The organism is Kitasatospora sp. NE20-6, from assembly GCF_045862635.1.
This window is the reverse complement of record NZ_BPRL01000044.1, coordinates 49,495-75,530: the sequence shown is the minus strand read 5'-3', so window position 1 is coordinate 75,530 and position 26,036 is coordinate 49,495. Positions and strand designations below refer to the sequence as shown.

Annotated in this window: 25 protein-coding genes and 2 pseudogenes; 13 read left to right on the top strand and 14 right to left on the bottom strand. The window is 72.5% G+C overall.

Going from position 1 to position 26,036, the window contains the following annotated elements:
* Nucleotides 1-31: 31 nt before the first annotated feature.
* The gene (locus SNE206_RS27100; RefSeq protein WP_407916122.1) at nucleotides 32-1,069 is read right to left on the bottom strand and encodes an LLM class flavin-dependent oxidoreductase; all 1,038 of its coding nucleotides are present in this window, start codon (nucleotides 1,067-1,069) and stop codon (nucleotides 32-34) included.
* Nucleotides 1,069-1,989, bottom strand: coding sequence for a RimK family alpha-L-glutamate ligase (locus SNE206_RS27095; RefSeq protein WP_407916121.1), 921 nt, complete (start codon nucleotides 1,987-1,989; stop codon nucleotides 1,069-1,071). Before SNE206_RS27095 ends, SNE206_RS27100 begins: the two co-directional genes overlap by 1 nt.
* Nucleotides 1,990-2,512: 523 nt before the next feature.
* Between SNE206_RS27095 and SNE206_RS27090 the strand changes: the two genes are divergently transcribed.
* From SNE206_RS27090 to SNE206_RS27080, 3 genes are all read left to right on the top strand, one after another.
* The gene (locus SNE206_RS27090; protein WP_407916120.1) at nucleotides 2,513-3,616 is read left to right on the top strand and encodes a mechanosensitive ion channel family protein; all 1,104 of its coding nucleotides are present in this window, start codon (nucleotides 2,513-2,515) and stop codon (nucleotides 3,614-3,616) included.
* 444 nt (nucleotides 3,617-4,060) lie between these two features.
* Complete coding sequence (locus SNE206_RS27085; RefSeq protein WP_407916119.1) at nucleotides 4,061-4,789, top strand: hypothetical protein; 729 nt, start codon at nucleotides 4,061-4,063, stop codon at nucleotides 4,787-4,789.
* Nucleotides 4,790-4,917: 128 nt separating this feature from the next.
* Nucleotides 4,918-6,366 (top strand): PepSY-associated TM helix domain-containing protein, encoded by a 1,449-nt coding sequence (locus tag SNE206_RS27080; protein ID WP_407916118.1) that lies wholly within the window; start codon nucleotides 4,918-4,920, stop codon nucleotides 6,364-6,366.
* A gap of 225 nt (nucleotides 6,367-6,591) precedes the next feature.
* Here the strand turns inward: SNE206_RS27080 and SNE206_RS27075 are convergent, their stop codons facing one another.
* The 5 genes from SNE206_RS27075 to SNE206_RS27055 all read right to left on the bottom strand — a co-directional run bounded on the left by SNE206_RS27075 (nucleotide 6,592) and on the right by SNE206_RS27055 (nucleotide 10,359).
* Nucleotides 6,592-7,335 carry a hypothetical protein gene (locus tag SNE206_RS27075; protein WP_407916117.1) on the bottom strand — a complete coding sequence of 248 codons (744 nt, stop codon included), beginning with the start codon at nucleotides 7,333-7,335 and terminating at the stop codon, nucleotides 6,592-6,594.
* Nucleotides 7,336-7,528: 193 nt separating this feature from the next.
* Entirely contained in the window at nucleotides 7,529-7,765 is a 237-nt protein-coding gene (locus SNE206_RS27070) for a hypothetical protein (protein ID WP_407916116.1), read from the bottom strand.
* A gap of 176 nt (nucleotides 7,766-7,941) precedes the next feature.
* The gene (locus SNE206_RS27065) at nucleotides 7,942-8,442 is read right to left on the bottom strand and encodes a DUF6924 domain-containing protein (RefSeq protein WP_407916115.1); all 501 of its coding nucleotides are present in this window, start codon (nucleotides 8,440-8,442) and stop codon (nucleotides 7,942-7,944) included.
* 275 nt (nucleotides 8,443-8,717) lie between these two features.
* Nucleotides 8,718-9,356 (bottom strand): hypothetical protein, encoded by a 639-nt coding sequence (locus SNE206_RS27060; RefSeq protein WP_407916114.1) that lies wholly within the window; start codon nucleotides 9,354-9,356, stop codon nucleotides 8,718-8,720.
* A gap of 481 nt (nucleotides 9,357-9,837) precedes the next feature.
* Nucleotides 9,838-10,359: a MarR family winged helix-turn-helix transcriptional regulator gene (locus SNE206_RS27055; RefSeq protein WP_407916113.1), complete on the bottom strand. Its 522-nt coding sequence runs from the start codon at nucleotides 10,357-10,359 to the stop codon at nucleotides 9,838-9,840.
* Between the two features lie 95 nt (nucleotides 10,360-10,454).
* Between SNE206_RS27055 and SNE206_RS27050 the strand changes: the two genes are divergently transcribed.
* Both SNE206_RS27050 and SNE206_RS27045 read left to right on the top strand, forming a co-directional pair.
* Nucleotides 10,455-11,969: an MFS transporter gene (locus SNE206_RS27050; RefSeq protein WP_407916112.1), complete on the top strand. Its 1,515-nt coding sequence runs from the start codon at nucleotides 10,455-10,457 to the stop codon at nucleotides 11,967-11,969.
* A 24-nt stretch (nucleotides 11,970-11,993) separates the two neighbouring features.
* Nucleotides 11,994-12,165, top strand: a pseudogene (locus SNE206_RS27045) (IS256 family transposase); the annotation flags it as partial.
* Nucleotides 12,166-12,170: 5 nt separating this feature from the next.
* Here SNE206_RS27045 and SNE206_RS27040 read toward each other — a convergent pair.
* On the bottom strand, nucleotides 12,171-14,228 hold the full coding sequence (locus tag SNE206_RS27040; RefSeq protein WP_407916143.1) for a BTAD domain-containing putative transcriptional regulator: 2,058 nt from the start codon (nucleotides 14,226-14,228) through the stop codon (nucleotides 12,171-12,173).
* A gap of 160 nt (nucleotides 14,229-14,388) precedes the next feature.
* On the opposite strand from SNE206_RS27040, the gene SNE206_RS27035 reads away from it, so the two are divergent.
* The gene (locus SNE206_RS27035) at nucleotides 14,389-15,270 is read left to right on the top strand and encodes an alpha/beta fold hydrolase (protein ID WP_407916111.1); all 882 of its coding nucleotides are present in this window, start codon (nucleotides 14,389-14,391) and stop codon (nucleotides 15,268-15,270) included.
* A 91-nt stretch (nucleotides 15,271-15,361) separates the two neighbouring features.
* Here SNE206_RS27035 and SNE206_RS27030 read toward each other — a convergent pair whose 3' ends face one another.
* Nucleotides 15,362-15,985 (bottom strand): TetR/AcrR family transcriptional regulator, encoded by a 624-nt coding sequence (locus SNE206_RS27030; RefSeq protein WP_407916110.1) that lies wholly within the window; start codon nucleotides 15,983-15,985, stop codon nucleotides 15,362-15,364.
* Nucleotides 15,986-16,090: 105 nt separating this feature from the next.
* Between SNE206_RS27030 and SNE206_RS27025 the strand changes: the two genes are divergently transcribed.
* Complete coding sequence (locus tag SNE206_RS27025; protein ID WP_407916109.1) at nucleotides 16,091-16,870, top strand: SDR family NAD(P)-dependent oxidoreductase; 780 nt, start codon at nucleotides 16,091-16,093, stop codon at nucleotides 16,868-16,870.
* 90 nt (nucleotides 16,871-16,960) lie between these two features.
* On the opposite strand, the gene SNE206_RS27020 is transcribed toward SNE206_RS27025, so the two are convergent.
* Complete coding sequence (locus tag SNE206_RS27020; protein WP_407916108.1) at nucleotides 16,961-17,362, bottom strand: hypothetical protein; 402 nt, start codon at nucleotides 17,360-17,362, stop codon at nucleotides 16,961-16,963.
* Nucleotides 17,363-18,297: 935 nt separating this feature from the next.
* Between SNE206_RS27020 and SNE206_RS27015 the strand changes: the two genes are divergently transcribed.
* On the top strand, nucleotides 18,298-19,239 hold the full coding sequence (locus tag SNE206_RS27015) for a GNAT family N-acetyltransferase (RefSeq protein ID WP_407916107.1): 942 nt from the start codon (nucleotides 18,298-18,300) through the stop codon (nucleotides 19,237-19,239).
* A gap of 130 nt (nucleotides 19,240-19,369) precedes the next feature.
* On the opposite strand, the gene SNE206_RS27010 is transcribed toward SNE206_RS27015, so the two are convergent.
* Nucleotides 19,370-19,540 (bottom strand): hypothetical protein, encoded by a 171-nt coding sequence (locus SNE206_RS27010; protein ID WP_407916106.1) that lies wholly within the window; start codon nucleotides 19,538-19,540, stop codon nucleotides 19,370-19,372.
* 99 nt (nucleotides 19,541-19,639) lie between these two features.
* On the opposite strand from SNE206_RS27010, the gene SNE206_RS27005 reads away from it, so the two are divergent.
* A complete protein-coding gene (locus SNE206_RS27005) occupies nucleotides 19,640-19,861 on the top strand; it encodes a hypothetical protein (RefSeq protein ID WP_407916105.1) in 222 nt (73 codons plus the stop codon).
* A 64-nt stretch (nucleotides 19,862-19,925) separates the two neighbouring features.
* On the opposite strand, the pseudogene SNE206_RS27000 reads toward SNE206_RS27005, so the two are convergent.
* Nucleotides 19,926-20,123, bottom strand: a pseudogene (locus tag SNE206_RS27000) (IS5/IS1182 family transposase); the annotation flags it as partial.
* A gap of 67 nt (nucleotides 20,124-20,190) precedes the next feature.
* Here SNE206_RS27000 and SNE206_RS26995 point away from each other — a divergent pair.
* From SNE206_RS26995 to SNE206_RS26985, 3 genes are all read left to right on the top strand, one after another.
* Complete coding sequence (locus SNE206_RS26995; RefSeq protein ID WP_407916104.1) at nucleotides 20,191-20,649, top strand: MarR family winged helix-turn-helix transcriptional regulator; 459 nt, start codon at nucleotides 20,191-20,193, stop codon at nucleotides 20,647-20,649.
* Entirely contained in the window at nucleotides 20,646-22,094 is a 1,449-nt protein-coding gene (locus SNE206_RS26990; RefSeq protein ID WP_407916103.1) for an MFS transporter, read from the top strand. The genes SNE206_RS26995 and SNE206_RS26990 overlap by 4 nt, the downstream gene beginning before the upstream one ends.
* 109 nt (nucleotides 22,095-22,203) lie before the next feature.
* Entirely contained in the window at nucleotides 22,204-22,497 is a 294-nt protein-coding gene (locus SNE206_RS26985) for a DUF1330 domain-containing protein (protein WP_407916102.1), read from the top strand.
* 259 nt (nucleotides 22,498-22,756) lie between these two features.
* Here the strand turns inward: SNE206_RS26985 and SNE206_RS26980 are convergent, their stop codons facing one another.
* Nucleotides 22,757-23,584 (bottom strand): PucR family transcriptional regulator, encoded by an 828-nt coding sequence (locus SNE206_RS26980; RefSeq protein ID WP_407916101.1) that lies wholly within the window; start codon nucleotides 23,582-23,584, stop codon nucleotides 22,757-22,759.
* A 39-nt stretch (nucleotides 23,585-23,623) separates the two neighbouring features.
* Here SNE206_RS26980 and SNE206_RS26975 point away from each other — a divergent pair, with 39 nt between their 5' ends.
* Nucleotides 23,624-24,655, top strand: a complete 1,032-nt coding sequence (locus SNE206_RS26975; RefSeq protein WP_407916100.1) for an ABC transporter substrate-binding protein — start codon at nucleotides 23,624-23,626, stop codon at nucleotides 24,653-24,655.
* Between the two features lie 405 nt (nucleotides 24,656-25,060).
* Here SNE206_RS26975 and SNE206_RS26970 read toward each other — a convergent pair whose 3' ends face one another.
* Nucleotides 25,061-25,885 carry a helix-turn-helix domain-containing protein gene (locus SNE206_RS26970; protein WP_407916099.1) on the bottom strand — a complete coding sequence of 275 codons (825 nt, stop codon included), beginning with the start codon at nucleotides 25,883-25,885 and terminating at the stop codon, nucleotides 25,061-25,063.
* Nucleotides 25,886-26,036: the final 151 nt, after the last annotated feature.

The following is a 26,036-nucleotide window of genomic DNA, read 5'->3' as shown; positions in this document are numbered from 1 at the left end:
GGCCCGGCCCGGTGCCGGTACCGGCAGGGGGCTACCGCGTCGGGAGTGCGGCCTTCGCCGGGGCGATGACGTCGCGGCCGAAGCGCTCCATCTCGCTGTGCTGGGGCGAGAACTGGAGCAGCATCAGGTCGACCCCCGCCTGCTCGTAGGCCTCGATCCGGGCGGTGATCTGGTCGGGGGTGCCGATCAGGTCCGCGCGCAGGCCGCGGTTGGAGACGCTGTACTCCTGCAGGGAGATCTCCGACTCCAGGTGCGAGCCCTCCACGAAGTCCCGGTAGGAGGCGTACGCCTCGGGGGAGGAGCGGACGTCCAGGATGCGGCGCAGCTCGTCCTGGGCCTCCTGCTCGGTGTCGCGGCAGATCACGTAGCCGGAGACGCCGAAGGTGAGCGGCGGGAGGCCGTGGGCCGCCCGGCGCCCGCGCATGTCGGCGATCTTCGCGGCGATGGTCTCGGGCGGGTCGCCGTGCATGACGTAGGCGTCGCCGCGGGAGGAGATCAGGTCCTTGGCGGTGGGGGACTCGCCGCCCATGTAGACGGTGGGCCGGCGGGTCGGCTTGGGCTCCATGACCGCGCCCCGGAGGTCGTAGAGGGCGCCGTGGTGGGTGACCGTCTCCTCGGTCAGCAGCCGGTGCAGCACCTCCAGCCACTCGGCGGTGCGGGCGTAGCGGGCGTCGTGCACGTCGAAGGGGACGCCGTACTGGGTGGCCTCGTCCTTCCACCAGGAGGAGACGACGTTCAGGCTCAGCCGGCCGGGGGCGATCGTGTCGAGGGTGGAGAGGGCCTTCGCGGTGAGCGCGGGCTGGTGGTAGTTGGGACGTACGGCGAGCATGAGTTCGAGGTGCGTGGTGACCGCGGCGATGGCGGGGGCGAGGGTCCACGCGTCGATGCTGGGGGCGCGGTGCCCCTTGATGTCGTTGAGGTTGAGCTCGGCGATGAGGGTGAGGTCGAAGCCGTGGTGCTCGCCGGCGACGGCGAGGTCGCGCAGGTAGGGCCAGTCGACGGACATGCCCTCGTCGGGGACGTTGCGCAGCCAGCCGCCGAAGATCGGCATCCAGTACCCGTAGCGCATCAGGAGCCTTCCTCCTCGGTGATCAGCCGCTTCAGGAGCCGGGCGACCTGCCGTGGCCCGGAGCGTGGCGCGGCGGCCTCCACCTCGGGGTTGTAGTTGGTGTTGGTGTTGACGTCGTAGGTGACCAGGCGTCCGTCGGCGGTCTCGATGAACTCGAAGCCGGCGACCTCGATCCGGTGCCGGCGGGCGAAGTCCAGGTACTGGCCGAGGACCGGGTGGTCGAAGTCCTTGCGCAGGGCGAACAGGCCGGCGGCGAGCGGGCCGCCGTCGACGGCGCAGGCGTCGGCCGGGCAGAGTTCGAAGCCGCCGCGGGCGGTGTCGGCGGTGAGCGCGTACACGACCTCGCCGTCCACGATCTCGACGCGGGTGATCTGCGGTTCGGCGGCCTTCAGGTACTCCTGGAGCAGGGTGATCCCGTCCACGGGCGGTTGGTGGCCGGGGTCGTCGAGGTGGTCGGCGAAGGCGTCGACGCTCTCGAAGAGGGCGACCCCGAGTCCCTTGCCGCCCTGGTTGTGCTTGGCGATGAAGGGCGCGGGCAGCGTGGCGGCGGCCGCCAGCAGGTCGTCGCGGCCGACGACGGCCAGGGTGCGGGGGACTTCGATGCCGGCCGCGCGCAGCGCGGTGAGCTGGTCGACCTTGCTCATCTCCAGCTCCAGCACCCGGCGGCCGTTGACGACCCTGCGGCCGTGCGCTTCGAGCCAGTTGAGTACGGACCGGGTGTGGTCCTTGGCCAGTGCGTGGCCGCGGGTGTGGGCGGAGGCGCTCATCCGGGACCAGAAGACGCCGGGCGGCGGCTCGGAGTCCAGGTCGAGCACGCCGGCCCCGAGCAGCCACGGCTCGTGGTCCACGCCCTCGGCCTCGAAGGCCGCTGCGAACGGCGGGTACCAGTCCGGGTTCTCGTGGATCACGTACGCCTTCATCCGGTGTGCCGCCCTCCGCCGAAGTGACCGTGACCCGAGGCTATCGCACGTGACTTCGTGCACCCCCGGCCGGGCCCTGCAGCACCCTCGACGACTGCCGGCCCGGCTGTGCCGTTCCCGCCCGGTTCGCGCGGGCACCCCCTTTCGGCGTCGCGCCCGCGCGCCCACCGGCCCGGCCGGGCCTGTCTGCTGTCGGGGGCCCTGTCCGGCGTGCCGGGTCCGGCCTCCCGTCATCGCAGTCCGCGGCGCATGCCGTGGAGGGCCGGGCGGTGTGCTGTCCGGCCGGCGCTTCGGCCGCGTCGTGGGCGCCCTCGTCGAGGCCGGCCGGGCGGCCGGAGGGCCGGGGTCCGGCTGTGGCGGCAGCCGGGCCATGGGGCAGGATGGCAGTTCGTTCGGAATGCGTACATCCGCTCCATCGCGGCTGCGCACAACACGACCTGACAGGCGACAAGGTGACGACACAGTACGCACGGCGGCCGGCGGCGGCCCGTTCCCTCGCCCTCCACGCTGCGGGGGCGAGGCGGTGACCCGGGACCTGGTCCTGCACGACTGGATGGTGGCCGGCATCGCGATGGCCTCCGGCTGTGCGGCCGGTCTGGTGCTGCGGGCTCTGATGAAGTGGCTGGGCAAGCACGCGAGCAGGACCAAGTGGAGCGGGGACGACATCATCGTCGACGCGCTGCGCGCCATCGTGCCCTGGGCGGCCGTGATCGCCGGGGCCGCGGTGGCCGCTTCGGCCCTGCCGCTCACCGCGCGGATCGGGGGGCTGGTCGACCAGTCGCTGACGGCCGTGCTCATCGTCGTCGCGACGCTCAGGGCGGCCCGGGTGGTGGCCGGGCTGGTGCAGTCGGTGGCCGCGTCCCGGACGGGCGTCGCGGCGTCCGCGACCATCTTCGTCAACATCACCCGCGTCGTGGTGCTGTCGATGGGTGTCCTCGTGGCCCTGGAGACCCTCGGGGTGTCCATCGCCCCGCTGGTCACGGCCCTCGGCGTGGGCGGTCTCGCTGTCGCGCTGGCGCTGCAGGACACCCTCGCCAACCTCTTCGCGGGTGTGCACATCCTCGCCTCGAAGACGGTCCAGCCGGGTGACTACATCCGGCTCACCAGCGGGGAGGAGGGGTACGTCGTCGACATCAACTGGCGCAACAGCGTGGTGCGCAACCTGTCGAACAACCTGGTGATCATCCCCAACGGCCGCCTGGCGCGGACGAACATGACGAACTACTCCCAGCCCGAGCAGAAGCTGTCGATCCTGGTCCAGGCCGGGGTCGGCTACGACAGCGACCTGGAGCACGTGGAGAGGGTCACCCTCGACGTCGTCGACAGCGTGATGGCCGACGTCAGCGGTGGCGTGCCCGACCACGAGGCCGCCGTCCGGTTCCACACCTTCGCGGACTCCAGGATCAACTTCACGGTGATCCTGGGCGTCGGCGAGTTCAGCGACCAGTACCGGATCAAGCACGAGTTCATCAAGCGCCTGCACCAACGGTACCGGACGGAGGGCATCTCGATCCCCGCGCCCACGCGCACGGTCTCGCTGCAGCCGGACGGGGCGGGCACACCCTCGCCCCTCCCGCCGATTCCGCACCAGTGGGAAGCGTCGTCCGAGGTGCTGGCGGACCGGTGACGGCAGTCGGCGCGGGGGCCGGCTGCTGCTCCGGCAGGCGGCGGTGCCGCAGGGCGGCCTGACGGCACGTCTGCCCGCCTCCCGGGCGTCGTCGGTGTCATCAGTCGCCGCCCTCGGCGTGCTGGGCCTGCGCCGCCGCCGCGGCGCGCAGTCCTGATGCATGCTCCGGGCGGGCGCCACGCCGGTGCTCGCCCGGCCCGGCCACCCGATCCGCCCCGGCCCGGACTCCACCTGCGGTGATCCCGCCTGTGGTGATTCGGCTCACGGTCCGGGGCACGGCGCCCGGCCCGCCTGTGACAGCCGCCGCGACGCTGCGAGCGACAAGTCCCATGGCGGGGAAGAGGGTTGAGAATGTGCCCCGAAAGCGCACAGATCCTGCCGTTCGTGCACGTTGTTGCTGGTCAGGGCGGTGACGGCCACCCCAGGCGCCGGTAGGTTGTGCCGGTGCGCACACCGGAGAGCCGTCGCGAGCGGACCTGCACGGGTCTGCTCGGCGCTTCGGCGTCCCTGCTGCTGGGCATGGTGGCGCACGTTATGGCCGGCGGGGACCTGCCCGGACCAGGTGTGCTGTGCGGCCTGTTCGCCGCCCTGCTGGCCGTCGGCGTGATGCTGCCCGGGACACGGGACCGCCGGTCGTTCCGGAGCACCGTCTCCGTGCTGGCCACGGCCCAGTTCGCGCTCCACCTGGCCCTCGACCGGCTGTCGATGCCGGCTCACCCCACCGCCCTGACGACCACTTCCGCGTCCGGTCATGGCGCCGCGACCGGGACGTACCTGTGTACGAGCGACGGCCTGTCCGTCGTGCCCGACACGATGCAGATGCCGCCGGACATGGACATGGGCTTCGGCCCCGGCGTGATGCCGGACCCTGCCGGCGGGGCTCTGGACGCGGCCGGCACGGCCGGACCGATGCCGCACGGCATGGGGTGGGCGATGACGGTCGCGCACGCGCTGGCGACGTTCGGCACCGCGGTGTTCCTGCTGCACGGCGATCGGGTCCTGCGGCGGCTCGCCGCCCTGGTGGTGCGCCGCCTGATCCTGCCGCTGCTGCGATGCCCTGTCCCGCAGCAGCCGAGCGCCCCGGTCCGCGGCGCACCGGCCGTCCGTCTGCACGCCGTGCTCCTGGCCCGGTGCGTGCCCGGAAGAGGACCGCCGACGGTGGCCCGGGCCTGACAGCGACACCCCTTCATGCGGGTGCGCCTCGGCCTGCCGTCCTCGCCCCGACCGGGTGAGGCGTCCCCATCGGCCCCTTGCCGCGCCCGCCGGCCATGTCCGCGTGCGCGGAATCCTCTGGAGCAGACATGTCCTCCACCACGGAACCCGTTTCCCCCGTCCTGCCGCCCGACCAGGTACCGCCCCACCCCGAACGGTCCTGGGCGGGCGTGCGGGCGCTGCTGGTGCGCCTGCACTTCTACGCCGGCGTGTTCGTCGCCCCGTTCCTGCTGGTCGTCGCCGTGACCGGCCTCGCCTACACCTTCACCCCGCAGCTCGACCGGCTCGTCTACGAGAACTGGCTGACCGTCGACCACCCCGGCGGCACCGTGCGCCCGCTGGCCGAGCAGATCGCCGCCGCCCGCCAGGCGTACCCGGACGGCACGCTCGCCGCGGTCGTCACCCCGCCCGGCCCGGAGGACACCACCCGCGTGGTGCTGTCGCTGCCCGAACTCGGCGAGAAGCAGCGCACCGTCTTCGTCGACCCCTACACCGCCCGGGTCAAGGGCGACCTGACCACCTGGTGGGGCTCCACACCGCTGACCACCTGGCTGGACGACCTGCACCGCAACCTCCACCTCGGCGAGGGCGGCCGCCTCTACTCGGAGGTCGCCGCGTCCTGGCTGTGGGTGATCGTCGGCGGCGGGCTCGTCCTGTGGCTCGGCCGCGCCCGCGGCCGCCGCGCCGCCACCGTCCGCGGTGTACTGCTGCCCGACCGCACCGCCCGCGGCGTGCGCCGCACCCGCTCCTGGCACGCCGCCACCGGCATCTGGCTGGCACTGGGCCTGCTGTTCCTCAGCGCCACCGGCATGACCTGGTCCCACTACGCCGGTGACCGCTTCGGCCGGCTCCTGGACGCCACCCGCGGCCACGCACCCGAGCTGAACACCGCACTGCCCAACGCCGAGCCGGGCGGAACGGCCGGCGGCGGGGAACACGCGGAACACGCCGAGCACCAGGCCGGCACCGCCACGGCCGACCCCGGCCCGGCCGACTTCCAGAAGGCGCTCTCCGTCGCCCGGGACGCCGGACTGAGCGGCATCGTCCAGATCACCCCGCCCGCGCACGCCGCCAGTGCCTGGACGGTGGCACAGAAGGACAACACCTGGCCCGTCCACTACGACCAGGTCGCCGTCGACACCTCCACCGGCACCGTCACCGCCCGCACCCGCTGGGCCGAATACCCCCTGCTGTCCAAGCTCAGCAAGCTCGGCGTCCAGGGCCACATGGGCGTCCTGTTCGGCCTCGTCAACCAGATCCTGCTCGCCGCGATCGCCGTCGGCCTGATCCTCATCACCCTCTGGGGCTACCGCATGTGGTGGCAGCGCCGCCCCACCCGGGCCGACCGCAGCTCCCGGTTCGGCACCCCGCCCGCCCGCGGCACCTGGCGCACCGTCCCCCTGCCGCTGCTCATCACGGGCATCCCGCTGGTGGTGGTGCTCGGCTGGGCGCTGCCCGTCCTCGGCGTCACCCTCGCCGCCTTCGTCCTCACGGACGTCGTGGCAGGCCTGGTGCGCCGAACCCGCGGCACCGCATGACCCCGGCGACATGGATCCGGCCCGCCCCACGCCGGTGGCGGCCGTCCCCGACCTGACGTCCCCGACCTGACGTCCCCGACCTGACGTCCCCGACCTGACGTCCCCGACCTGACGTCCTGGACCTGACGTCCTGGGGACGGCCGCCACAGCCGTCATCGAAATCCTGCGGGAACTGCAACTGCAGTTCCCGCAGGATTTCGATCCGTTCGTGGCCGTGCGACGGGTTCACGGCTTCCGCGGCCGGGGCGGTCCGGTGTGCGTGCCCGGCAGGCCTCGCCGCGGGAACCAGCCCTGCTGCAGCCTGCCGAGTCTCCCGTCATCGTGGTGGTGGATGGCCGTCAGCAGGGCGCGCTCACGCGAGCCCGCTGCCTTCATGGCCTCACGGCCGGGGTCGGGGTGGATCTCGCGCAGTTCGCCGATGAGTCGCTCACCGGCCGGGGTCAGGCGCGTCGGGGGTTCCCACTCGGCGGCGATGAACGTTGCCATGAAAGCGCACAGGACGACCGGCAGTCCGGACAGCCGTGCCACCACGATGCCGCCGGCCAGTGCACCCACCAACAGGCCCGCGGGGAGCCCCACCGCGCGGAGCCGGCCGTGCACCAGGCCGCTGTCCTGAGCACGGCGGCGCAGGTCGGTCACCATGGTGCGGGCCTCCTCGCGGTCCTTCACGGCCAGGGGCATCACCGGGGTGCGGAAGGTTTCGGCGAAGGCCGCGAAGTCGCGGTCCCAGGGGCGTCCCTGCGCACCGGTGTGGTGCAGGCGCCCCTTCTCGCCCCGGTGCACGTAGCCGTCCAGGGTCAGGGCCTCCACCGCGATCCTGAGCACCAGTGGCGGCCCGCCGCACATCAGGGCCAGCACCCCGACCGGCGGCCGGCCCGGCTCCCCGGCCGCGGGCGGCACCCGCTTCAGTACCGCCCACAGCGACCACGCCGCTGCCGACACCAGCACCCAGCCCACCGTCCACCACATGCGCAACCCCCCGGTCCGACACGTTCGTCCGAGCGGAGGCTGACAGCAAACACCGTGCAGAAGAAGTTTCCTGACGTTCCTTCAGTAAAATTCCGCCCGCGGGCGGCGTTCAGCAGGCATCGGGACGGCTGGCACCGCTGCCCCTGGCCGCCGTCCGGTGGGCGGAGAGCTGGTGTCCCCGGCTCCGCCGTTGTCAGGATTTGCCGCCGCCGGTACGGTCCTGGCCGGTCCCGTCAGCATCCTGTCCGGTACTGCTGTCCACGTCCTCGGCAGCCGGTGACTTTGCCTCGGATCTCCTGCGGCGGAGCTCGATGGCCACACACAGCACGGTGAACGGCACCGCCCATCCGACCGCCCCGAATCGGCCCAGCAGGATCCACACCACAATCCCGGTGGTGGCCGCCGCAACGACCGCAATCACGTTTCGCATGCGCACACCCCAACCGCCTGTTGTCCGGCTGCCGTTGCTCCCGCCCGCCCGCCATCGGGTGGCCCCGAGCGTCGACGCTTGCGGATACCGGTCGGGCGGCGACCGACATGCTTGTCGGCAGCCCTGTCCCGCGTCAAGCAGTCAAGATCGCCTGTCGGGCGACAACCGTTGACCCGTCATCGAAGTTCGGCCGCGGCTTCGGTGAGCCTCTGGAAGGACCGGAAGATGCCGGCGGGGTCGGCCTGGGCGGCATCGACGACGTCTGCGAAGTCGAGGTTGGCGATCGACAGGTTGGCGTGGATGTCGCCGATGCCGGAGGGGACGGTGCGGACCGCTCCGCCGTTCGCCTCGAACTCCTCGTCGCTCTCGCACTCCTCCCTGGTCAGCACGGCCACCGCCAGCAGGGCGTGGTCGTGGTCGTTCATGGTGACGCGGTCGGCCAGGTAGACGATGCTCAGGTCCTCGTTCCCGGAGAGTGCGGTGATCACGTCGTCGGCCGTCGCTCCTGCCCAGGCCGGATCATCGACGACGTGCAGGTAGGGCTCGACGTCGTCACTGTCGAACTGCCACGGCTTCGACAGCTCCGCCAGCACGGCCTGCCAGGCCGCCTCGTCGCCGAAGTCGGTTCTGATGATCAGCGCGGCGGACTCGTCGCGGTCGGCAACGGCGGGCAGCATCCTCGGGCTCCGGTCTCTACGGGGGCGTACGTACCACGCACACGATGCCAGCCCCCGCCGACAGCCGGTCGGACTCCGATGAGACCGGTCAACCGTCAGGCCACCATTCGGTCCCGGCCGGCCGTCGGCGCCCGCCCCGCCCGCCCCGGGGCGGTGGCCGCCGGCTCAGGGCCGTCCCGGCCGGCGCCGGGTCAGCCGGCTGCGCCGGTCCCGCGGTCGGGGTGGTGGCCGTGTTGTCGTGGTCCCTGGTGCGCCGGGTGCTGTGGCGTGTCACGTCAGGCCGGTGGTGCCTGCTTCTGTTCTCCGGGTGTGAAGGGGCCCGACGGTGGGGCCACGCACTTGTCGACGACGGTGTCCTTGGCGGCTGCCGAGCCTTCCAGGCAGAGTCGTCCGCCGTTGTCGCGCAGGTCGAGGAAGAACCGTGTGCTCGCGCCGGACTGCTTCAGGTCGTGGATGCGGTCGTCGGGGTAGCCGAGGTGGTTGAGGATCGTCCTGACCTTGCCGGGGGTGGGGTCCGTCAGATCTCCGAGTGCCTGGGCGATGCGCTCCTCGTGGAGGGAGGCGGCGCACCAGTCGCGGGCGTTCAGCTCCGCTTCCGGGCCGGCGGTGGGGGCGAGGGGCTCGACGTCCGGCGGTACGCCGACGCCGGGCGGCAGCGTGTGCGCGGGGCCGGCCGGCGGCCCCTGGGGCGGGGCGCTCGGGGGGCACGACTGCTCGACCATGCCCAGTACCTCGGTGAGGCCGGGCCCGGCCCCGACGGCGCCGGCGGGCGTGCCTGTCGGTCCGGCGGGGCCTGCCGTCCCGGTTCCGCACGCGGCGAGCGACAGGGTGGCAAGAGCGGTCATCGCGACCGTGGTCAGCGGGCGGAACGGGAAGCGGGCAACCGTGCCGGGCAGGGCGGGGCGTCGTGTCATGCGCCAAGTTTGTGATCAAGCTGCCCCTCCGCACGTGAGTACCCGTACTCACCTGCAGAGGGGCACTCGCTCAACTTCGCCGAGGCTGGTCGAACTCCGGTGAGAGGGGTCCAACCCGTATCGCCCGTACCGCTGTTCCGGCCGAGCCCGGCGTCGCCGTCGAGTCGGCGGTGTCCAGGCAGGCGGTGTCCGGGGGAGCCGTCTCCGGCCGCCGGGCCGCTGCGTTCCGGGCGGGGGAACTCCGCTGCCTCCGGCCCCCAGGACTCCTCGGGTGGCGGCCCGTCGATTCCCCGCTCATCACTACCGCTCAGGCCCCGGGCCGCGCCCCGCCCGGGGCGAGGGTTCAGCTGTTCCGTGGTGTCCGCTTCAGGGGTTTCGGTGTCGGGGCTTCCTTGGGGTAATCGGTGAAGGTGCCGGGTTCTGCCGGCAGAGGGCCGGTCAACCGGGCGGCGGCAAGCCCTGACTTCACGTCCCCTTGCCTTCACCCACCCGGGTCACCGGCGGTCGGGGCGGTGCGGGTGTGTGCGCTCTGCTCCCTGAGGTGGCTGTCCAGGGTGGTGTTCAGGTCGGTCATGAACGCCTCGAACTGTTCCAGGAGCTGGGGCGGGTAGTGCGCCATCGCGGTGTCGAGGCGGTGGGCGAGCGGGCCGAAGAACTCGTCCGCGCGTTCGTGGATGTGCCCGCCGCTGCGCAGGGTGACGATGCGCCGGTCGGAGTGTTCACGGGCGCGGGTGATGTGGCCTGCCGCTTCGAGACGGTTCAGCAGCGCGGTGGTGGCTCCCGTGGACAGGGAGATCCGCTCGCTCAGGCGGGCGGGCGACAGGGGGGCGCCGCGTTCCTCGGCGGCGGCGATCTCCAGCACCGCGGTCGCGTCGGTGGAGTGCAGCCCCAGCCACGCGGCGAAGCGCCGGCCGAGCTCCGCGTGGTGGCCGCCGTAGACCCTCAGCGATTCCGTCAACCGCTCCCGCTGCTCCGCGACACCGTCGTCCACGGCTTCCTCCATGCCGGCCCTCCGCCCTTCGTGCCTGCGCGGTCCGCGTGGCCCGCTTTTGACAACCTACCGTCCCCACTTTACCTTCGCCATGGAACTACTTCACCATGGAGGTATCTCGCGTGGGCAACCCTTCCACCACCCCTGACGAAACGACCGAGCCCTACCGATGGCGCTGGCTGATCCTGGTCGCGATGCTCGTCGCGGAGATCATGGACCTCCTCGACGCCTCGATCGTCAACGTCGCCGGACCGGACCTGGAGAGGTCACTGGGAGCCGGCCCGGTCGGCCTGCAGTGGGTGATCGGCGGATACACCCTCACCCTGGGCGCTGGCCTGGTCCTCGGAGGCCGGCTCGGCGACCGCTACGGCCGGCGCCGGATGTTCCTGATCGGCCTGACCGCCTTCACCGCCGGCTCGCTGCTCTGTGCCATCGCGCCGAACATCGAATCGCTGATCGCCTTCCGCCTGCTGCAGGGCACCGCAGGGGCGATGCTCCTGCCCCAGGGCCTGGGCCTGCTGCGGGAGAACTTCTCCGGCCCCGAGCTCACCAAGGTCTTCGCGATCTTCGGACCCGTCCTGGGCCTGGGCGGCATCATCGGCCCCGTCCTCGGCGGCTTCCTCGTCGAAGGCGACTTCTTCGGCCTCGGCTGGCGGCCGGTGTTCCTGGTCAACCTGCCCACCGGCATCGCCGCACTGATCGTCGCCGCGAGGTTCGTCCCCAAGAAGCCGGGCGACCGCACCGTACGCGTCGACACGACCGGCGCTGCCCTGGCCGTGGCGTCCTGCGCCCTGCTCGTACTGCCGCTGAACCAGGGCCAGGAGGACGGCTGGCCGCTGTGGACCTGGCTGTCGACGGCCGCCTCGGCGATCGGGTTCGCCCTGTTCGCCGTGCAGCAGCGCCGGACGGCAGCGGCGGGACGCGAACCGCTGGTGACACCGGGCCTGCTGCGCAAGCCCGCCTTCACCGTCGGACTCGGCGGCATCGCCCTGTTCTTCGGCGGCCTGATCGGCACCCAGCTCGTGCTGACCCTCTACCTCCAGATCGGCCGGCACTTCACCGCAGGCGAAGCAGGGCTCGGCAACCTGCCGCTCGCGCTGGGAACCGCGATCGGCGGTGCCGTCAGCGGCGCGTTCCTCGCGGACAGGATCGGCCGCAAGGTGCTGCAGATCGGCCCCGTCATCCAGCTGATCGGAGCCGTGGTGCTGTGGTTCGAACTCGACGGCCTCGACGCAGCCTCGTTCTCGATCCGGGACATCGTCCCCGGCGTGGCGGTGGCGGGCATCGGCGCCGGGATGGTGATCGCCGCCCTGTTCAGCTTCATCCTCGCCGCGGTCGACGACGACGAGATCGGATCCGCCTCCGGCGTCCTGTCGGCAGTCCAGGCGGTCGGCGGCTCCATCGGCGTCGCCGTCTTCGGGTCGGTGTTCTTCGCCCGGGCCAGGAGCGGCGACTTCACAGGCGGTTTTCACCGTGCTCTGATCGTCCAGGCGTGCCTGCTGGCGGCCTTCCTCGCGATCACCTTCCTGCTGCCCAGGAAGGGCCGCCCCGAAGAGGAACAGCACGGCATCCCCTCCGCGGCCCCCACCGAGGACACCGCCACCCGGCACCTCACCGCCTGAAGGCCGAGGACCCCGGCCGGCCGTGAGGGCAAGCGGTTCTCCTCCGTGATCCTGCCGCCCTGGTGCCGCAAATCCCCGAAGATCGCCGAGGCCCCCGCCACTGCTCTACCTGCACGGCCTGTCCTCGGGCGACTTCGTCCCGGCGATGGAAGAGTTCCTCGGCAGCCCGGCCGGGCCGTCCCCGGCCATCGTGACCCTCTCCTACGCGTTGCCGTCGGCCGATCCGGTGGAGGAGGGGGTGTGCACGCCGAGTGCCGCGTCGGCGGCGGCCAGGTGGCGGGCGACCGGGCCGAAGGAGACCAGACCGCTGCCGGCTCCGGCGTACTCGGCCCCGGCGGGGGCGAGTTCCTTCCGGGCCCGGCGCAGGACCGGCAGATGTCCCACGGACGCGGCGGCTCGTGCGAGTACGCACCACAGGGCCTCCTGGAGGAGGTCGTGCGGGGGGCGGGGAACATCCGTCAGTGCCTGGCGGGCCTGTTCGGTGGCGCCTGACGCGGCCAGCAGCAGGGGGTCGAGCCAGGGCCGGTAGGGGCCGGGGTCGAGGTGGGCGAAGTCGCCGGGATCGGGCAGGGCGTCACCCTGCATGGTCGGTCCCAGCGCGACGAGGACGGCGGCCCCCCGGGTGAGGCCGGGCATGGCGCAGTCGGCGGTCTCCGCCAGGACCTGTGCGTACAGGGGGCGGGCGGCCGGCCAGCCTTCGGTTTCGCTGCTGCGCAGGGCCCGGTACCAGGCGGTGAACACTGCGGCGAGCGGGCGTTCGTTGCGGTGCGCGAGCCGGTCGATCTCCTCGGCCTCGGCGTCCGCCTCGGTGAAGCTGCAGAGTCCGGCTAGCGCCTGGAGACGGACGATGCGGCCCAGGACTTCGTGCCCGGGGAGCTGGTGCTCGACGGCCAGACGGGTCAGTTCACCGCCGAGGGCGTTCCGGCGGGAAGCCGATCCGCAGTCGGCGAACGACTGCATGAAGGCTCCGTTGAGGGCGAAGGCGAGGAGCGCGGGGTCGCCCAGGCGTCGGGCGAGCCGGACGGCCTCCTCGGCGGCGCGTTCGGCGCGCAGCCGCCATGGCTCGGTGACGGGGGCGCCGGCCGCCCGGGGAAGCGGCGCGTCGGCGGTGGCGTCACCCCGGGACTCGACCGCCACGACGGACAGCAGCCGGGCGCGGAGCGCGGCCGGACCGTCGGGGCCGAGCCGGGCGGCGGCCCGGGCGGCGGCCCGGGACAGTCCGGCGGCGCCGTCGGGGTCGTCGGCGCGGGTCCATACCGCCGGGACGTCGTAGGAGCCGATGATCCTTGCGGCCAGGTCGGTGTCACCGGTCGTCTCGGCTGCCGCGACCAGATCCCGCCGGTGCCGCCGTGCCTCCTCCAGGCCGTCGGGGCCGGTCACTGCGAGAGTGCGCAGCAGGCCGGCGGTGGCGTGCAGCCGGGCCTTCGACCGCGCGGGCACCGAGCGGTCCCATGAGGCCGCCGCCCGGTCCCAGAGGCTGTCGGTCACCCCGGCCGGTTCGGCCGCGGAATCCGCCGTACCGCTGAGAATGTGCGCCTTGGTGCGCGCCAGTACGCTCCCGGGGCCGCGCCCGCTGCCTTTGCCGGTGAGGGCTTCGTGGGCCTGGTCCAGCGCTTCCAGGGCCTCCCCGCGCCGCCCGGCACGGTCGAGCGCGGTGGCCAGCAGGGCCCAGCCGTCCTCCCGTTCGGGGTGGGCGGCGACATGGGCCCGCAGATCGGCGACGGCGGTGCGGGCGGCACCGGTTGCCAGCAGGGCGTCGGCGCGCTGCTCGACCGTGTCCAGACGCAGGGCCTCCAGCCGGGCCCGTTCGGCCGCGGTCCACGCGGCGGCGGGGAAATCGGCCAGCGCCGGCCCCCGCCAGCAAGCGAGCGCCTCGTCCCACAGGGCCACGGCCGCGTGGGGCGCTGCCTCGGCGGCCCGCGCGATGGTGTCCTCGAACCGCCAGGCGTCCACCACCCCGCGTCCGGCGCGCAAGGCGTAGCCGGGGCCGTCGGTGACCAGCAGCCGGGACGGCTGCCGTGGAGGGCGGCCGGGTTCCAGGGCGCGGCGCAGCGCTGCCACGAAGGTGCGGACCGCGCCCACCGCACCCGCCGGAGGGTGGTCCACCCACAGGTCCGCCACAAGTCGGCCGACCGGTACCACCCGGCCTCGCGCGATCAGCAGCCGCCCGAGCACCTCGCGGTGGCGGGGCGCTCCGAGCGGAACCGGTGTGCCGTCCGCATCCCAGGCCGCCACCGGTCCCAGCAGCCCGAACCCCATGTCCACGCCCACGTCCTCCCACGGACGGCGCCGTTTCCGGCGGGTGCCGTGTGTCCACTCATCGATCGCTGATCCGGGGCCCGCAACCTGGGTGACGTTCCCGGGCGGTCCGGACCGCGGGTCCGGACCGCCCACTCTGCCACGAGCCACAGGAGTCGCTGTGACACCCCCGAGCATCCCCGGTTTCACCGAGCACCGCGTGCGAGTCGACGACGGCGTCACCCTGAACGCCGCCGTCGGCGGCGCGGGCAGCCCGGTCGTCCTGCTGCACGGCTTTCCGCAGACCCACCTGATGTGGCGGCACGTCGCCGCGGACCTCGCCGCCGATCACACCGTCATCTGTCCCGACCTGCGGGGTTACGGCGCCAGTGGGCGGCCCGCCGAGACCGGTCCCGAGGTCTATTCCAAGCGGACCATGGGCCGGGACGTCGTCCGCCTCGCCGCCGCACTCGGGCACGAGCGCTTCGTCCTGGCCGGCCACGACCGCGGCGCCCTCGTCGGCTTCCGCGCTGCCATGGATCACCCGGACACCGTCTCCCACGCCCTCTTCCTCGACGTCCTGCCCACCCTCGACATGTGGGACGCCCTGCACGGGGTCTCCGCCGCGGTCGGCTTCCACCTCTACCTGATGGCCCAGCCCCCGGGGCTGCCCGAGGAGATGATCCAGGGGGCCGCCGACACCTTCTTCTCCTACTTCCTCGATGCCTGGACCAAGGACCCGGAGGCGATCCCCGCCGACGTCCGGGCCCACTACCTCGCCGCGTCCGCGGCGGCCGTGCCCTCCATCGTCGCCGACTACCGCGCCTCGGCCGGCGTGGACGTGGACCACGACACCGCCGACAAGGAGGCGGGCAACCGGCTGGCCATGCCGGTGACCGTCCTCCAGCAGGACTGGGGTGCCGCGCTCGGCTACCACGCCCGGAGCCTGTGGAGCGCCTGGGCCGACGACCTGGAGCACCGCACGGTGACCTGCGGCCACTTCATGGCCGAGGAGGACCCCGAGCTGATCGCCGGCGAGATCCGGGCGCTCGCCGACCGCTGAGCGATACCCGCCGATGCGGCCCTCCCTCTCGTCGCCGGAGCCCGGACGGCGTGCGTGCGGGCGGGCGGGCGGGAGGGAGGGGCGCACAGCCTCAGGTCGCGGCGTACCTGGCCGCCATCATCAGGACGGCCTCGTCGACGACACGCTCGACGGCCGCACCGTCCGGGGCCCAGTGCGGCAGGAGCATCCGGGGCCAGAAGACGTAGTTGGAGACCATGCCGAGGAACTGGGTCGCGGCCAGTTCGGGATCCTCCAGCCGGATCGTGCCTGCGTCGCGCTCGGCCTCCAGATAGCGGCGCACCGAGTCGAAGTAGGGCATCTTGCCGCGGTTGAACTGCGACTCGGCGAGTTCCGGGAAGCGTGGCAGCTCGGCGATGACGATCCGGAACAGGTCGGCCATGTCGGGACGGGTGAGCAGGGCGACGTAGCGTCGGCCGATCAGGGTCAGGCCGGCGCGGAGGTCGCCCGGCGGCGGGGCGTCCTCGTCCCCGTCCCCCGCCTGCCAGGACGCGGTGACGATCGCGTCGAAAAGCGCCGCCTTGGTCGGGAACTGCTTGAACAGGGTCGCCTTCGACACCCCGGCCGCCTCGGCGATCTTGGCCAGCGGCGTCCGGTCGTACCCGGAGTCCAGGAACAGACGGGTGGCCGCGCGCAGGATCGCCGTCCGTTTCTCCTCGGCGACGCGCTGGTGGTAGGCCGACGGTTCGGTGGTCATGGGCACCATCCTAGGCGAGGTGAGTCACTTGACTCACCATCGTTCCGCCTCGTACGGTCGAAAGCGAGACGAGTCACTCGACTCGCCATTGAGAACGGACTCGCCATGGAACGCTTCAACCACCACACCGTGCTCGTCACCGGCGCAACCGGCGGCCAGGGAACCAGCCACATCCGCGCCTACCACGCGGAAGGCGCCAACGTCGTGATCGCCGGCATCGCGGAGGACCGAGCCGCCGCCCTCGCCGCCGAACTCGGCGACCGGGCCCTCGCCGTCCACCTCGACGTCACCGACGAGGACTCCTGGAACGCCGCCATCACCGCGACCGAGGCCCGCTTCGGCCCGCTCTCCGTCCTGGTCAACAACGCCGGCGTCCAGAACCCCGCCGCCCCCGTCGAATCCACCGACCAGCGCGTGTGGGACCGCATCCTCGGCATCAACCTCACCGGCACGTTCCTCGGCATCAAGGCGGCGACCCCCTCGCTGCGCCGCAACGGCGGCGGTGTCATCGTCAACATCGCCTCCACCTCCGGCGTCGGCGGCACCGCGATGTACGCCCCCTACGTGGCGAGCAAGTGGGCCGTCCGCGGCCTGACCAGGACCGCCGCCCTCGACCTGGGCCGCGACCGCATCCGCGTCAACGCCATCCACCCCGGCGTCATCGCCACCCCGTTCATCACCGAGCCCGCCTCCGGCAGCGACACCCCGATCTCCGACTTCTACTCGGCCGAGCCGTTCGCGATCCCCCGCCTGGGCGAGCCCGCGGACATCACCCGGGCCCTGCTGTTCCTCACCTCGGACGATGCCTCCTTCGCCACCGGCTCGGAGTTCGTCATCGACGGCGGCCTCCTGCTCGGCCCCGCCCTCAAGTACGAAGCCGCCTGACCGCGGCCCGCTCTCCGGCGACCGGGGAAAGGGGCCACCGACGGGCGGCGCGGACGGCGTGGCCCCACTGTTCCGGGGTGGATCGACGGCTCAGCCGAGGAAGGGAAAAGTCGGCATCGTCCAGCACGCGGCCTCCTGCGGCTCCCCCGGCTCCAGTGGGGCGGGGGAGCCCATCCCGATCACGTAGAGCCAGCTCAGAACGGCAGCCGCGGCAGCCATGGCCGGCAGCAGGTACCAGCGACCCTTCGGCAGATCATGGACCACCGCGCCGAGCACGAGCAGCGTGACGATCATGATGGCCCACGCTGCCATGAAGGCCATGAACCCGTCGGGGTCGGGCTCATGGTCCTGTGTCAGGCACCAGTGCCACGTCGCTCGGACGCGGGCCGAGGCAAAAAGAAGGCCGCCCGTTGCGAAGACCAACGCCGCCAGCACCCGTATCAACGCCCACGCACAGCCAACGGCCCTGTTCCGGTCCTTCACCGACTCCATGTCGCCCCCAAGATGATCACTGCTGTCTCCGAATCCGGGACGCGCCTGGCCGTGGTCCGGTTCCGAAGGGCCGGCGGTGGAAGAACCGGGGAGTTCATTTCGCCGCTGCCGACCCGCCCCAGCCTGGCGGGCACCTTCGGGCCTCACCCGATCGAGTGGTGGGGCCGAGTGGGCTCGGAACTTCTGACAGATACCTCGCCGGGGCGCTCGTCCGGAGCAGAGGCGGGCCGACCCGGCGGGCCGGGACAGTGGCTCTGACGCATCCGGTCCAGCGTCCTCGGATGGCATGTCCGCGGCCGAAAAATCCCAGGTCAGGGCACTTTTCACCACAGCATCAACGGCTTAGCATTCCCAGCACGGCGGCCCCACCACAGCACCACCGGGCCGCCGAGCAGAGCAGCCACGCCCCGGCCCCCGGCGCTGTGCTGTCCTCCCACCGGCCGGCCCCGCGGAACACCCCCCCTGCTTCCCCGGGACCGGCCGGGCTGCGCCCTGCCCCGTTCGCCGGGCGGCGGTGTGCGAGAACTACTTCCTCGAAGACCCGGCCCCGGCACGAGGGAGCGCCGGGGCGCGGTGGCGCTCGGTCGGTGTGGGTGGTGGTGCGGGCGGTTGTGGTCCGGCCGGCGGTTGCGGCGCCGAGGTCGTCGGCGAGCGGAGTGAGCTCGCGAGGCAGGTCGCCGAGTGCGCAGCCGGGCAGGGCGGCGGCGAGCACGCACACCGCGGCCGTCTCGGTCGGGGAAGGGCCGGGGTTCATGCCGTCGTCCGGGCGGTGCCGGTGCTGCGACTGCGGAGGCCCGTGCAGGTGGTGCGCTGCGACTGCGATCGGTTGCGCAGTTCTCGGCCGCACAGCCGGTCCGCGTTGCGATGCGTGACGCAGCCGACCGTGCTGACCTGCCTCGATCCGGCGACGGTGCGGGGAGCCGTCTGTGTGATCATTGCCGGATGTTCTTCCGCCTGCCACCGCACACCCCTCAGGCCTTGAGCGCGCGGCCGCCTACCCGGCCGATGGTCCCCTCCCCGCCCTGACCGCCGAGAAGGTCTGCGAGGAGCTCGCCGAGAACCGCATGCGCCCCGAGTGGACCTGGTTCGCCGAGGACGGGGACGGCGAAATCCTGGCCCGCGCCTTGTGGTGGGGCCGTGCCGACAGCGCGCGGCCCATCGCCCTCGACTGCCTCCAGGTCCGGGCCGGCGTGCCCGACCCGGCCGGCGTGGCAGCCGGGCTGCTCGCCGCCGGCCACGCCTCCTTCGGGAACCTCCCGGGCTACAACATCTCGCTGCCGCGCGGATGGCGCGCCGAGCCCCTCGTGACCGAGGCGGTCGCATGGCGCCAGGAGGCCGCGCACAAGAGTGGCCTGACGCGCGAGATCGAGCGGCTGCGCTACGAGTGGACCCCTCGGGCCGGGACCGCCGAGCCCACCGGGCGGCTCCTCTTCAGCGAGGGGACCGACGAGGAGTTCCTGGACGCCTTCGTGCGCCTGTCCCACGGCAGCCTCGACCTGGCGACGCAGAACGAGCTGCTCACCATGGACGCCGAGCAGCTGGCCCGCGAGGACTTCGACTTCTACCTCGGCTGCCCCGGCGAGCGCTCGTGGTGGCGCCTGGCGCATCTTCCGGACGGCGCCCTGGCCGGGATGGCCATCCCCTCGGCGACGCCCTACCACCGCAATGTGGGATACCTGGGCGTCGTACCGGAACAGCGCGGCCGGGGCCTGATCGACGAGATCCTGGCCGAGATCACCCGCTTCCACGCGGCGGCGGGCGCCGAGCGCGTCACCGCGACCACGGACACCGTCAACGTCCCGATGGCCGCGGCCTTCGACCGCGCCGGGTACGAGGTCACGGAGATCCGCCTCGTCCTGGAAAGCCCCCCTCGGTAATCCGCAGGCCCCGACCCGGACCGCGCGGACAACGCGGTTCCGGGACATTCCGAGGCTTTCGGTTCGGCGTTCTTGCAGCCCATGTCGGCCCAGGCCTTGCGGACGGTGGGACGGTCGGTGGCGATGGTGGTCAGCAGTTGCCGGCCGACGGCTTCGCCCTGGCCAAGGCGGGGCCGTCGTCGCTGATCTCCCTCTGTTTCTCCTTCGCTTGGATCTCCGACTCCGCGCGGAACTGGTTCTCCACGTGGGCAGGCACGCTCAATTTCGGCAACGTCTGGATCCTCCCCTCGAACACGGTCACCGTGCCGATCCAGGCGAACGCCGACTGGTGGTACGCGGCCGAGATCTGGGCCCCGTTCGGCGGGGGGCGGACGCGAGTGTCCAGATCTGGTGGTTCCCGATGAACACCACCGACGAGCCGACCTGCCGGCCGTTGTCGGACGAAGAACTCTCCGACGCACCGCCGCCACCGGTCCCGCCCTCCTTCCGCGTGCTCGGCGACCGGCGGGGGGAGCCCGCGTCGGCCGCGGCGGACTTCGTCGACCGGCTGACGGAGTCCTTGCGGGCCGACCTGACGGAGGAGCAGCGGGCCGACCTGACCAGACTGCTGGGCCGGCTGTAAGAGTCCCGGAGGCCGTCGCGGGCGCGGGCCCCAGTTTCTTGCATGCGCAGCGCACGAAGCCGGGGCCCTGGGGGGAGGTGGGGACGTTCGTGGAGGTCTTCACGCTCCGAGAGCCGACGATGCGGGCCGTCGGTTCGGGATTGCGGCCCTCGGCGGTGCGGACCAGGCGCCGCAGCAGGCCGCCTGGCTGCTCGAACACGCCGTCGCGCTGCCATGTGGCGAAGGAGACGCAGGCGGTCTCCCGCGGCGGGTGGTCGTGCGGTCGAGTGCCGCCGAACGCTGATCGGGAGATGCATAAAGGATTCATATAAATCCGCTATGCTTCAGGCATGAGTAGCCGAGACGCCGCGCACGGCGCTTCCGATGCCATCGGGTCAGCCCTCTACGGTCTGGCCACCAGGGCCGTGAGACGCCTTCCCCGCGACATGAGCCTGACGTCCGCCGCCACCTTGGCCACCCTGGACAAGACCGGCCCGCGACGGATCACCGATCTGGCGGTGGCCGAGGGCGTCACCCAGCCCGCGATGACCGTCCTGGTCCGGGTGATGGAGGAATCCGGGCTGGTCGAGCGGAAGGGCGATCCGTCCGACAAGCGGGTCACGCTGGTGTGCCTGACCGAGGCCGGCGCGTCGTACGTCCGGACGCGACGCCAGGCGGGCGTCGACGCGTACGCGCGGTTGATCGACGAACTCACCGGTGACGAGGTCGAGGCCTTGGCAGCAGCCCTTCCGGCGCTGCTGCACCTGGCGGAGCTCGAAAGCCACGCCCGAGAGGAGTCGGACCGGTGACCGCGGCCCAGGCCCATGACCGGCCCACGAGCACTGCCCCGATACGTTCCGAGGCACGTCTGCTGGTCCCCGCCCTGGTGTTCATCGCCCTGGTCGTGGCGGCGGTCGCCAGCCTCGGGACGCCGCTCATCACCAGCGTGGCGACCACGTTCCAGGTCTCCCTCGACAGCGCGCAGTGGACGCTGACCATCGCCCTGCTCAGCGGCGCCGTCGCCACACCCGTCCTCGGCCGGCTCGGAGCCGGTCCGCACCGGCGGGCCACGATTCTCACCACGCTGGCGATCGTCGTCGTCGGCAGCGCGCTCACCGTGCTGCCGCTGCCGTTCGCCTGGCTGCTCGTGGGCAGAGCGGCCCAAGGCGTCGGACTCGGCCTCACGGCACTGATGATGGGCGTGGCCCGCGACCACCTTCCCGAGGAGCGCAGCGCGGCCACGATCGCCCTGATCTCGGTGGTCTCCATCATCGGAGCCGGCGTCGGCTACCCGCTGGCCGCGCTGCTCGCCGAGTTCGGCGGACTGCGGGCCGCCTACGGCCTCGGCCTGCTCGTCACCGCCATCGCCTTCGTGACCGCGTGGCGCTCCATGCCCGCAGCTCCCGAAGGCCGCTCCGCTCACGTGAACGTGGCCGGTGCGCTCGTCCTGGCGGGTGGACTGCTCCTCGTCCTGTTCCTGGCCGGCGGGAGGAGCCTGTGGAGCCGGCACCTCGCCGTGGCGGTGACCCTTGCCGTCGTCGCCGTACTCCTGCTCTGCGTCTGGACCGTTTCCGAACTGCGGACCAGGACGCCCCTGGTCGACGTCCGGGCGGTGCGGCACCCGGCGGTCGCCGGGGCGAACATCGCCATGTTCGTCGGCGGGAGCGGCATGTACCTCCTGCTCACGCTCATCACCCGTTACGCGCAGACGCCGCACGGCGCCGGCTACGGCTTCGGACTGACCACCTTCGTGGCGGGGCTGGTCCTCATCCCGTTCTCCGTGCTGGGCTTCGTCGCCGGCAAGCTCACGCCGCGGGTCCGGACGCGGATCGACGGCCCCCTGCTCCTGGCCGGCAGCGCCGCCGTCGTCGGCGGCGGGTTCGTCCTGTTCGCCACCGCCCGGTCCAACCTGGCCGAACTGCTCGCGGCCATGGGCGTGCTGGGCTTCGGCGTCGGCAGCTTCTCGGCCGCCATGCCCGGCGTCATCCTGGCCGTCACCCCCAGGAGCGAGACGTCGAGCGCCATGAGCTTCAACTACGTCGTCCGCAGCGTCGGGTACTCCCTGGGCAGCGCCATCGGCGGTCTGGTCCTGGCCGCCGGCACCGCCACGGGCCGCCTCTTCCCGAACGACGACGCCTACACGACCGCGGCGCTGGTCGGCGTCGCCGCGATGGCGATCACGACGATGGTCAGCCTCGCCCTCGCCCGCCGACGTTCACCCGAGACCGATCCGATCGCGGCCCCAGCCGGTTGATCGGAGCCGTCCGGCTTCGACGCCGTCTGCGTCGGCCCGCCGGCCCGCGGCGCGCCGGTCATGGATCCGAGCATGCTTCCGATCATCGATTCCGAACACTGGAGGTACCGTGGCCAAGGGCTACTGGGTCAGCGTCTACCGCACCATCGCGGACCCCGGGAAGCTGGCTGCCTACGACAGGCTGGCCGGTCCGGCCGTCAGGGCCGCGGGCGGGCGGCCGCTCGCCCGCGACGGCCGGGTCGTCGCGCACGACGCCGGAATCGCCGGGCGCACCATCCTGATCGAGTTCGACAGCTTCGAACAGGCGGTCGCCGCACGCGCGAGTGCGGCCTACCAGGAGGCGCTGGCCGTACTCGCCGACGGCGTCGAGCGCGACTTCCGCATCACCGAAGGCCTCGGCTGACGACCGGGGCTGCGTCAGGGAGGAACCCGAAGCCGGCGGCGGGGAACACCCCGGCCCGGCGGCCCGGCGGCCCGGTGGCGCGGCGGCACGGACGTCGGCCTCGACGTCGGCGGGGGTGCGTTCGACGAGGTTACGGAGTGGTGCGGAGGTGGTCGAAGAGGCCTCCGGCCAGGACCGGGTCGAAGGGGCCGTGGTCGCCGCCCGGGCCCATCCGCGGCAACGGGCCCCGGTGCGGACGTGGCGGGGGTGGTGCTCGTGCTCAGCGGCCGGACTGCGGGGTGGTGCGGTGAGCGGTGATGTGCAGGTGCTGCAGGGCCCACCAGACGGTGACCGTGTCGTCCACGCGGTCGAGGTTCAGGCCGCTGATGTCCTCGAACCGTTTCACCCGGTAGCGCAGGGTGTTCGGGTGGAGGTGGAGGGCCTGGGCGGCCGGCCGGGCGTTCTTGTCGTGTGCGAGGTAGGCGGCGAGCGTCTCCTGGTACAGGGGGCGGTGCCGGTCCGGGATCGTTCCGAAGCACCGTTCGAGCACGTAGTCGCTCAGTTCCTTCTCGGCCATGACGGCGGCCTGGAGGGGAACGTCGGCGATGGAGATGCGGCCCGTCATCCCGAAGGCCAGTGCGACCGTCGGGGCAGTGGACGCCTGGGCGAAGGAAGTGGGGGCTGCGGCCAGGGGCAGTTCGTCCCCCACGGCGATCAGCTCGCTGCCGCGCATCTGCGGAAAGTGTGTCAGGAGCCCGGCGAGACCGCCTTCGTAGCTCTCCGCGAACCCGGCTTCGGTGAGGCGGCGACGGGTGTCCGGGTCGGTGCCCGCCGTGCGGAAGACGCGGTACGCACCGTCCGGATCGAGGCCGTGTTCGGCGGTGGACGCCTGGGGTTCGCCCGGGCCGAGGGTTCCTGAGAAGAGGCCGTGCAGGAAGGCGACGCGCTTGTCCTGGCGGTGGTGGATCAGTTCCAGCTCGACGGTGCGGTGCTGCTCGCTGGCGATGGCCAGGGCGTCGAGGACCCAGGCCCACTGCCGGGCGAAGAGTAGGTAGACCGTCTGCTGGCCCACGCCGTACCGGTCGGCCAGTGCCTGGGAGTGCTCCATGCCCAGGGTGGCGATCCTGCGGAAGCCGTACACCGTCGCGTGCAGCGGGACTCCCCGCCGGGCCCGCAGGGCTCCCGGTTCGGCGACGACCTCGTGTTCGGCCGCGTCGCCGTCACGCTCTCCCGGCCCGGCCCCGATCTGCCGACCATCCTCGCCGGATGCACCGGCATGATCGCCAACCCGGAGCGCCTCGTCGTTCCGGAGGAACTGGCCACCGTCATGGACGGCTCAGGCCCCTACCGGTACGACGCGGACGACAGCACACCCGGCTCCGTCTACGTCTTCCACCGCAGGAGCGGGTACTGGAACCCGGACTCCTACCCTTTCGAGAACGCCGTCTTCCGCGTCGTCCCCGACCCCGTCGCCCGGACCCCCTACCTCAAGGACGTGCGCGTCAGACGGGCCCTGAACCACGCCATCGACCGCGCCGCCGTCAACGCCGGACTCTTCGGGAACGCCGGCCGGCCCAGCGCCCAGATCATCCCCGCCGCCGCCACGGGCTACGACCCGGCCCTCGACAACGCGTACCCCCACGACATCGCCAAGGCGAAGCAGCTCCTCAACCAGGCCGGATACCCCAGGGGCTTCACCCTGCCGGTGCTGTCCACACCGAGCTTCCGGTGCGACACCGTCCTGCAAGCCGTCGCCGCCGACTGGGCCAGGATCGGCGTCCACGTCGATGTCACCGTGAAACCCTACGACGAGTACCTGCAGGCTCTCACCAGCCGCGCCTACCCCGCTGCCGTCCTGCCCCTCACCGGACTGCCGTCGTACACCGCTCTCGCCGAAACCTTCTCCGAACGCAGCCCGCGCAACCCCTTCCGCACCAGCGATGCCGCCCTCCTCGACGCGTTCCAGCAGGCCCACGACCCCACCGGCTCCGACGCGGCAGAAGGGCTGCACGCCCTGTCCGCCCGGCTGATCGACCAGGCCTGGTACGCAGGCGTCGGCTACGACTCTGTCCTCTGGCTCTGCAACCCGAGAAAAGTCACCGGCATCCGCATGCAACGCGGCGAGCCCGTACCGCACTTCTACGACTGGAAACCGCCGGCCGACCAGCTGCTCCGGTGATCCGGGCGAACCGCGGCGCAGGAGCTGCCGGCCGTGGACGAGAAGCCCGTCCGACGCACGAGAACAGCAGCTCGTCATCGAGACCGGGGCCACGCTTCGGACAGCACCGGGCACTCACCCGGGCCACCGCCGCAATAAGGGACTCATGGCCTGCACCGGGCCCGCGCGCACAGCCGTCACCGACGCCCTGGCCCGGACGCGCTCCGACGGACTGCTCCTCACCCAGGACGACCACCTCCCCGCGACACCGGGCCCCTGGTCCCGCGCCCGGTTCGATCGCGGCTCCACCGCTCACGGCCGTCCTGGTCACCTCGCGCGCCGCAGGGCGTCTTCGGCGCCGTCGCCGGAGGCGTCGGCCTCCTGCCGGGCCCGCCGACCGGCCTCGCGCGGCGGGGCGTGACGGGCTCAGGCCGGATGCCCGCTCATCGCCAGGAGCAGGGCCAGCTTGTCCTCGTCGGGAGTGCCGGGGGCCGGATGGAAGGCGACGAGCATCATGCCGTCGGTTCCGGTGATGTGGAGCTTCTCCCTGCTGAGGGTGATGTCCCCGACCTGCGGATGCCGGAAGCACACGGTCGCGCCGCCACGGGGACGGACATCGTGCCGGGCCCAGAGTCTCCGGAAGAGCGGGCTGGCGAGGGAGAGCTCCCCGACGAGTTCGATGCAGCGCGGATCGTCCGTGTCCGTGCCGACCGCCTCGCGGAAACCCGCCAGCAGCGCGGCCGCGGCCCCCTCCCAGTCGGGGAAAAGGCCCTGTTCGCCGGGGTCCAGGAACACGTCCCGCAGCCGGTTGCCACCCGTCACAAGGCGCGGGGAGAGGACGGTGGCGGCCGGGTTGGCGGCGAGGACGTCCAGGTGGCGCCCCTCGACGAACGCGGGAACCGGCAGCAGCGCCAGGAAGCGCGCCGTACTGGGCGGAACCGCTTCCCGCCGCCGGCGCCGGGCCCGGCGAGGACGGTCCGCGGCCAGGCCGAACAGGTGGGACCTGGTGTCGTCGTCGAGGCGCAGGACACCGGCGAGGGATTCGAGGACCTGCAGCGACGGGCGGCGGTCCCGGCCGCGTTCCAGGCGTAGGTAGTAGTCGGCACTGATGCCGGCCAGCATGGCCACTTCCTCACGCCGCAGCCCCGGAACCCGGCGTACCCCCACGACGGGGATGCCGGCCTCCTCCGGGGTGACGAGCTCGCGCCGGGCTCGCAGAAACTCTCCCAGCAGGTTCGGCTGTTCGCTCATGCCTTCACGCTATGCCGACCACGGCCCGCGTGAGGGGGTCCTGCCACTACCCCGGCTGCTCAGGGACCTGGCTCGGCACACCGGCCGGGAGCAGGATCGGAGCCGTCACCATTTCTCCGGTCGCCACCGGGCTGACCACCTGTCCCTGGCT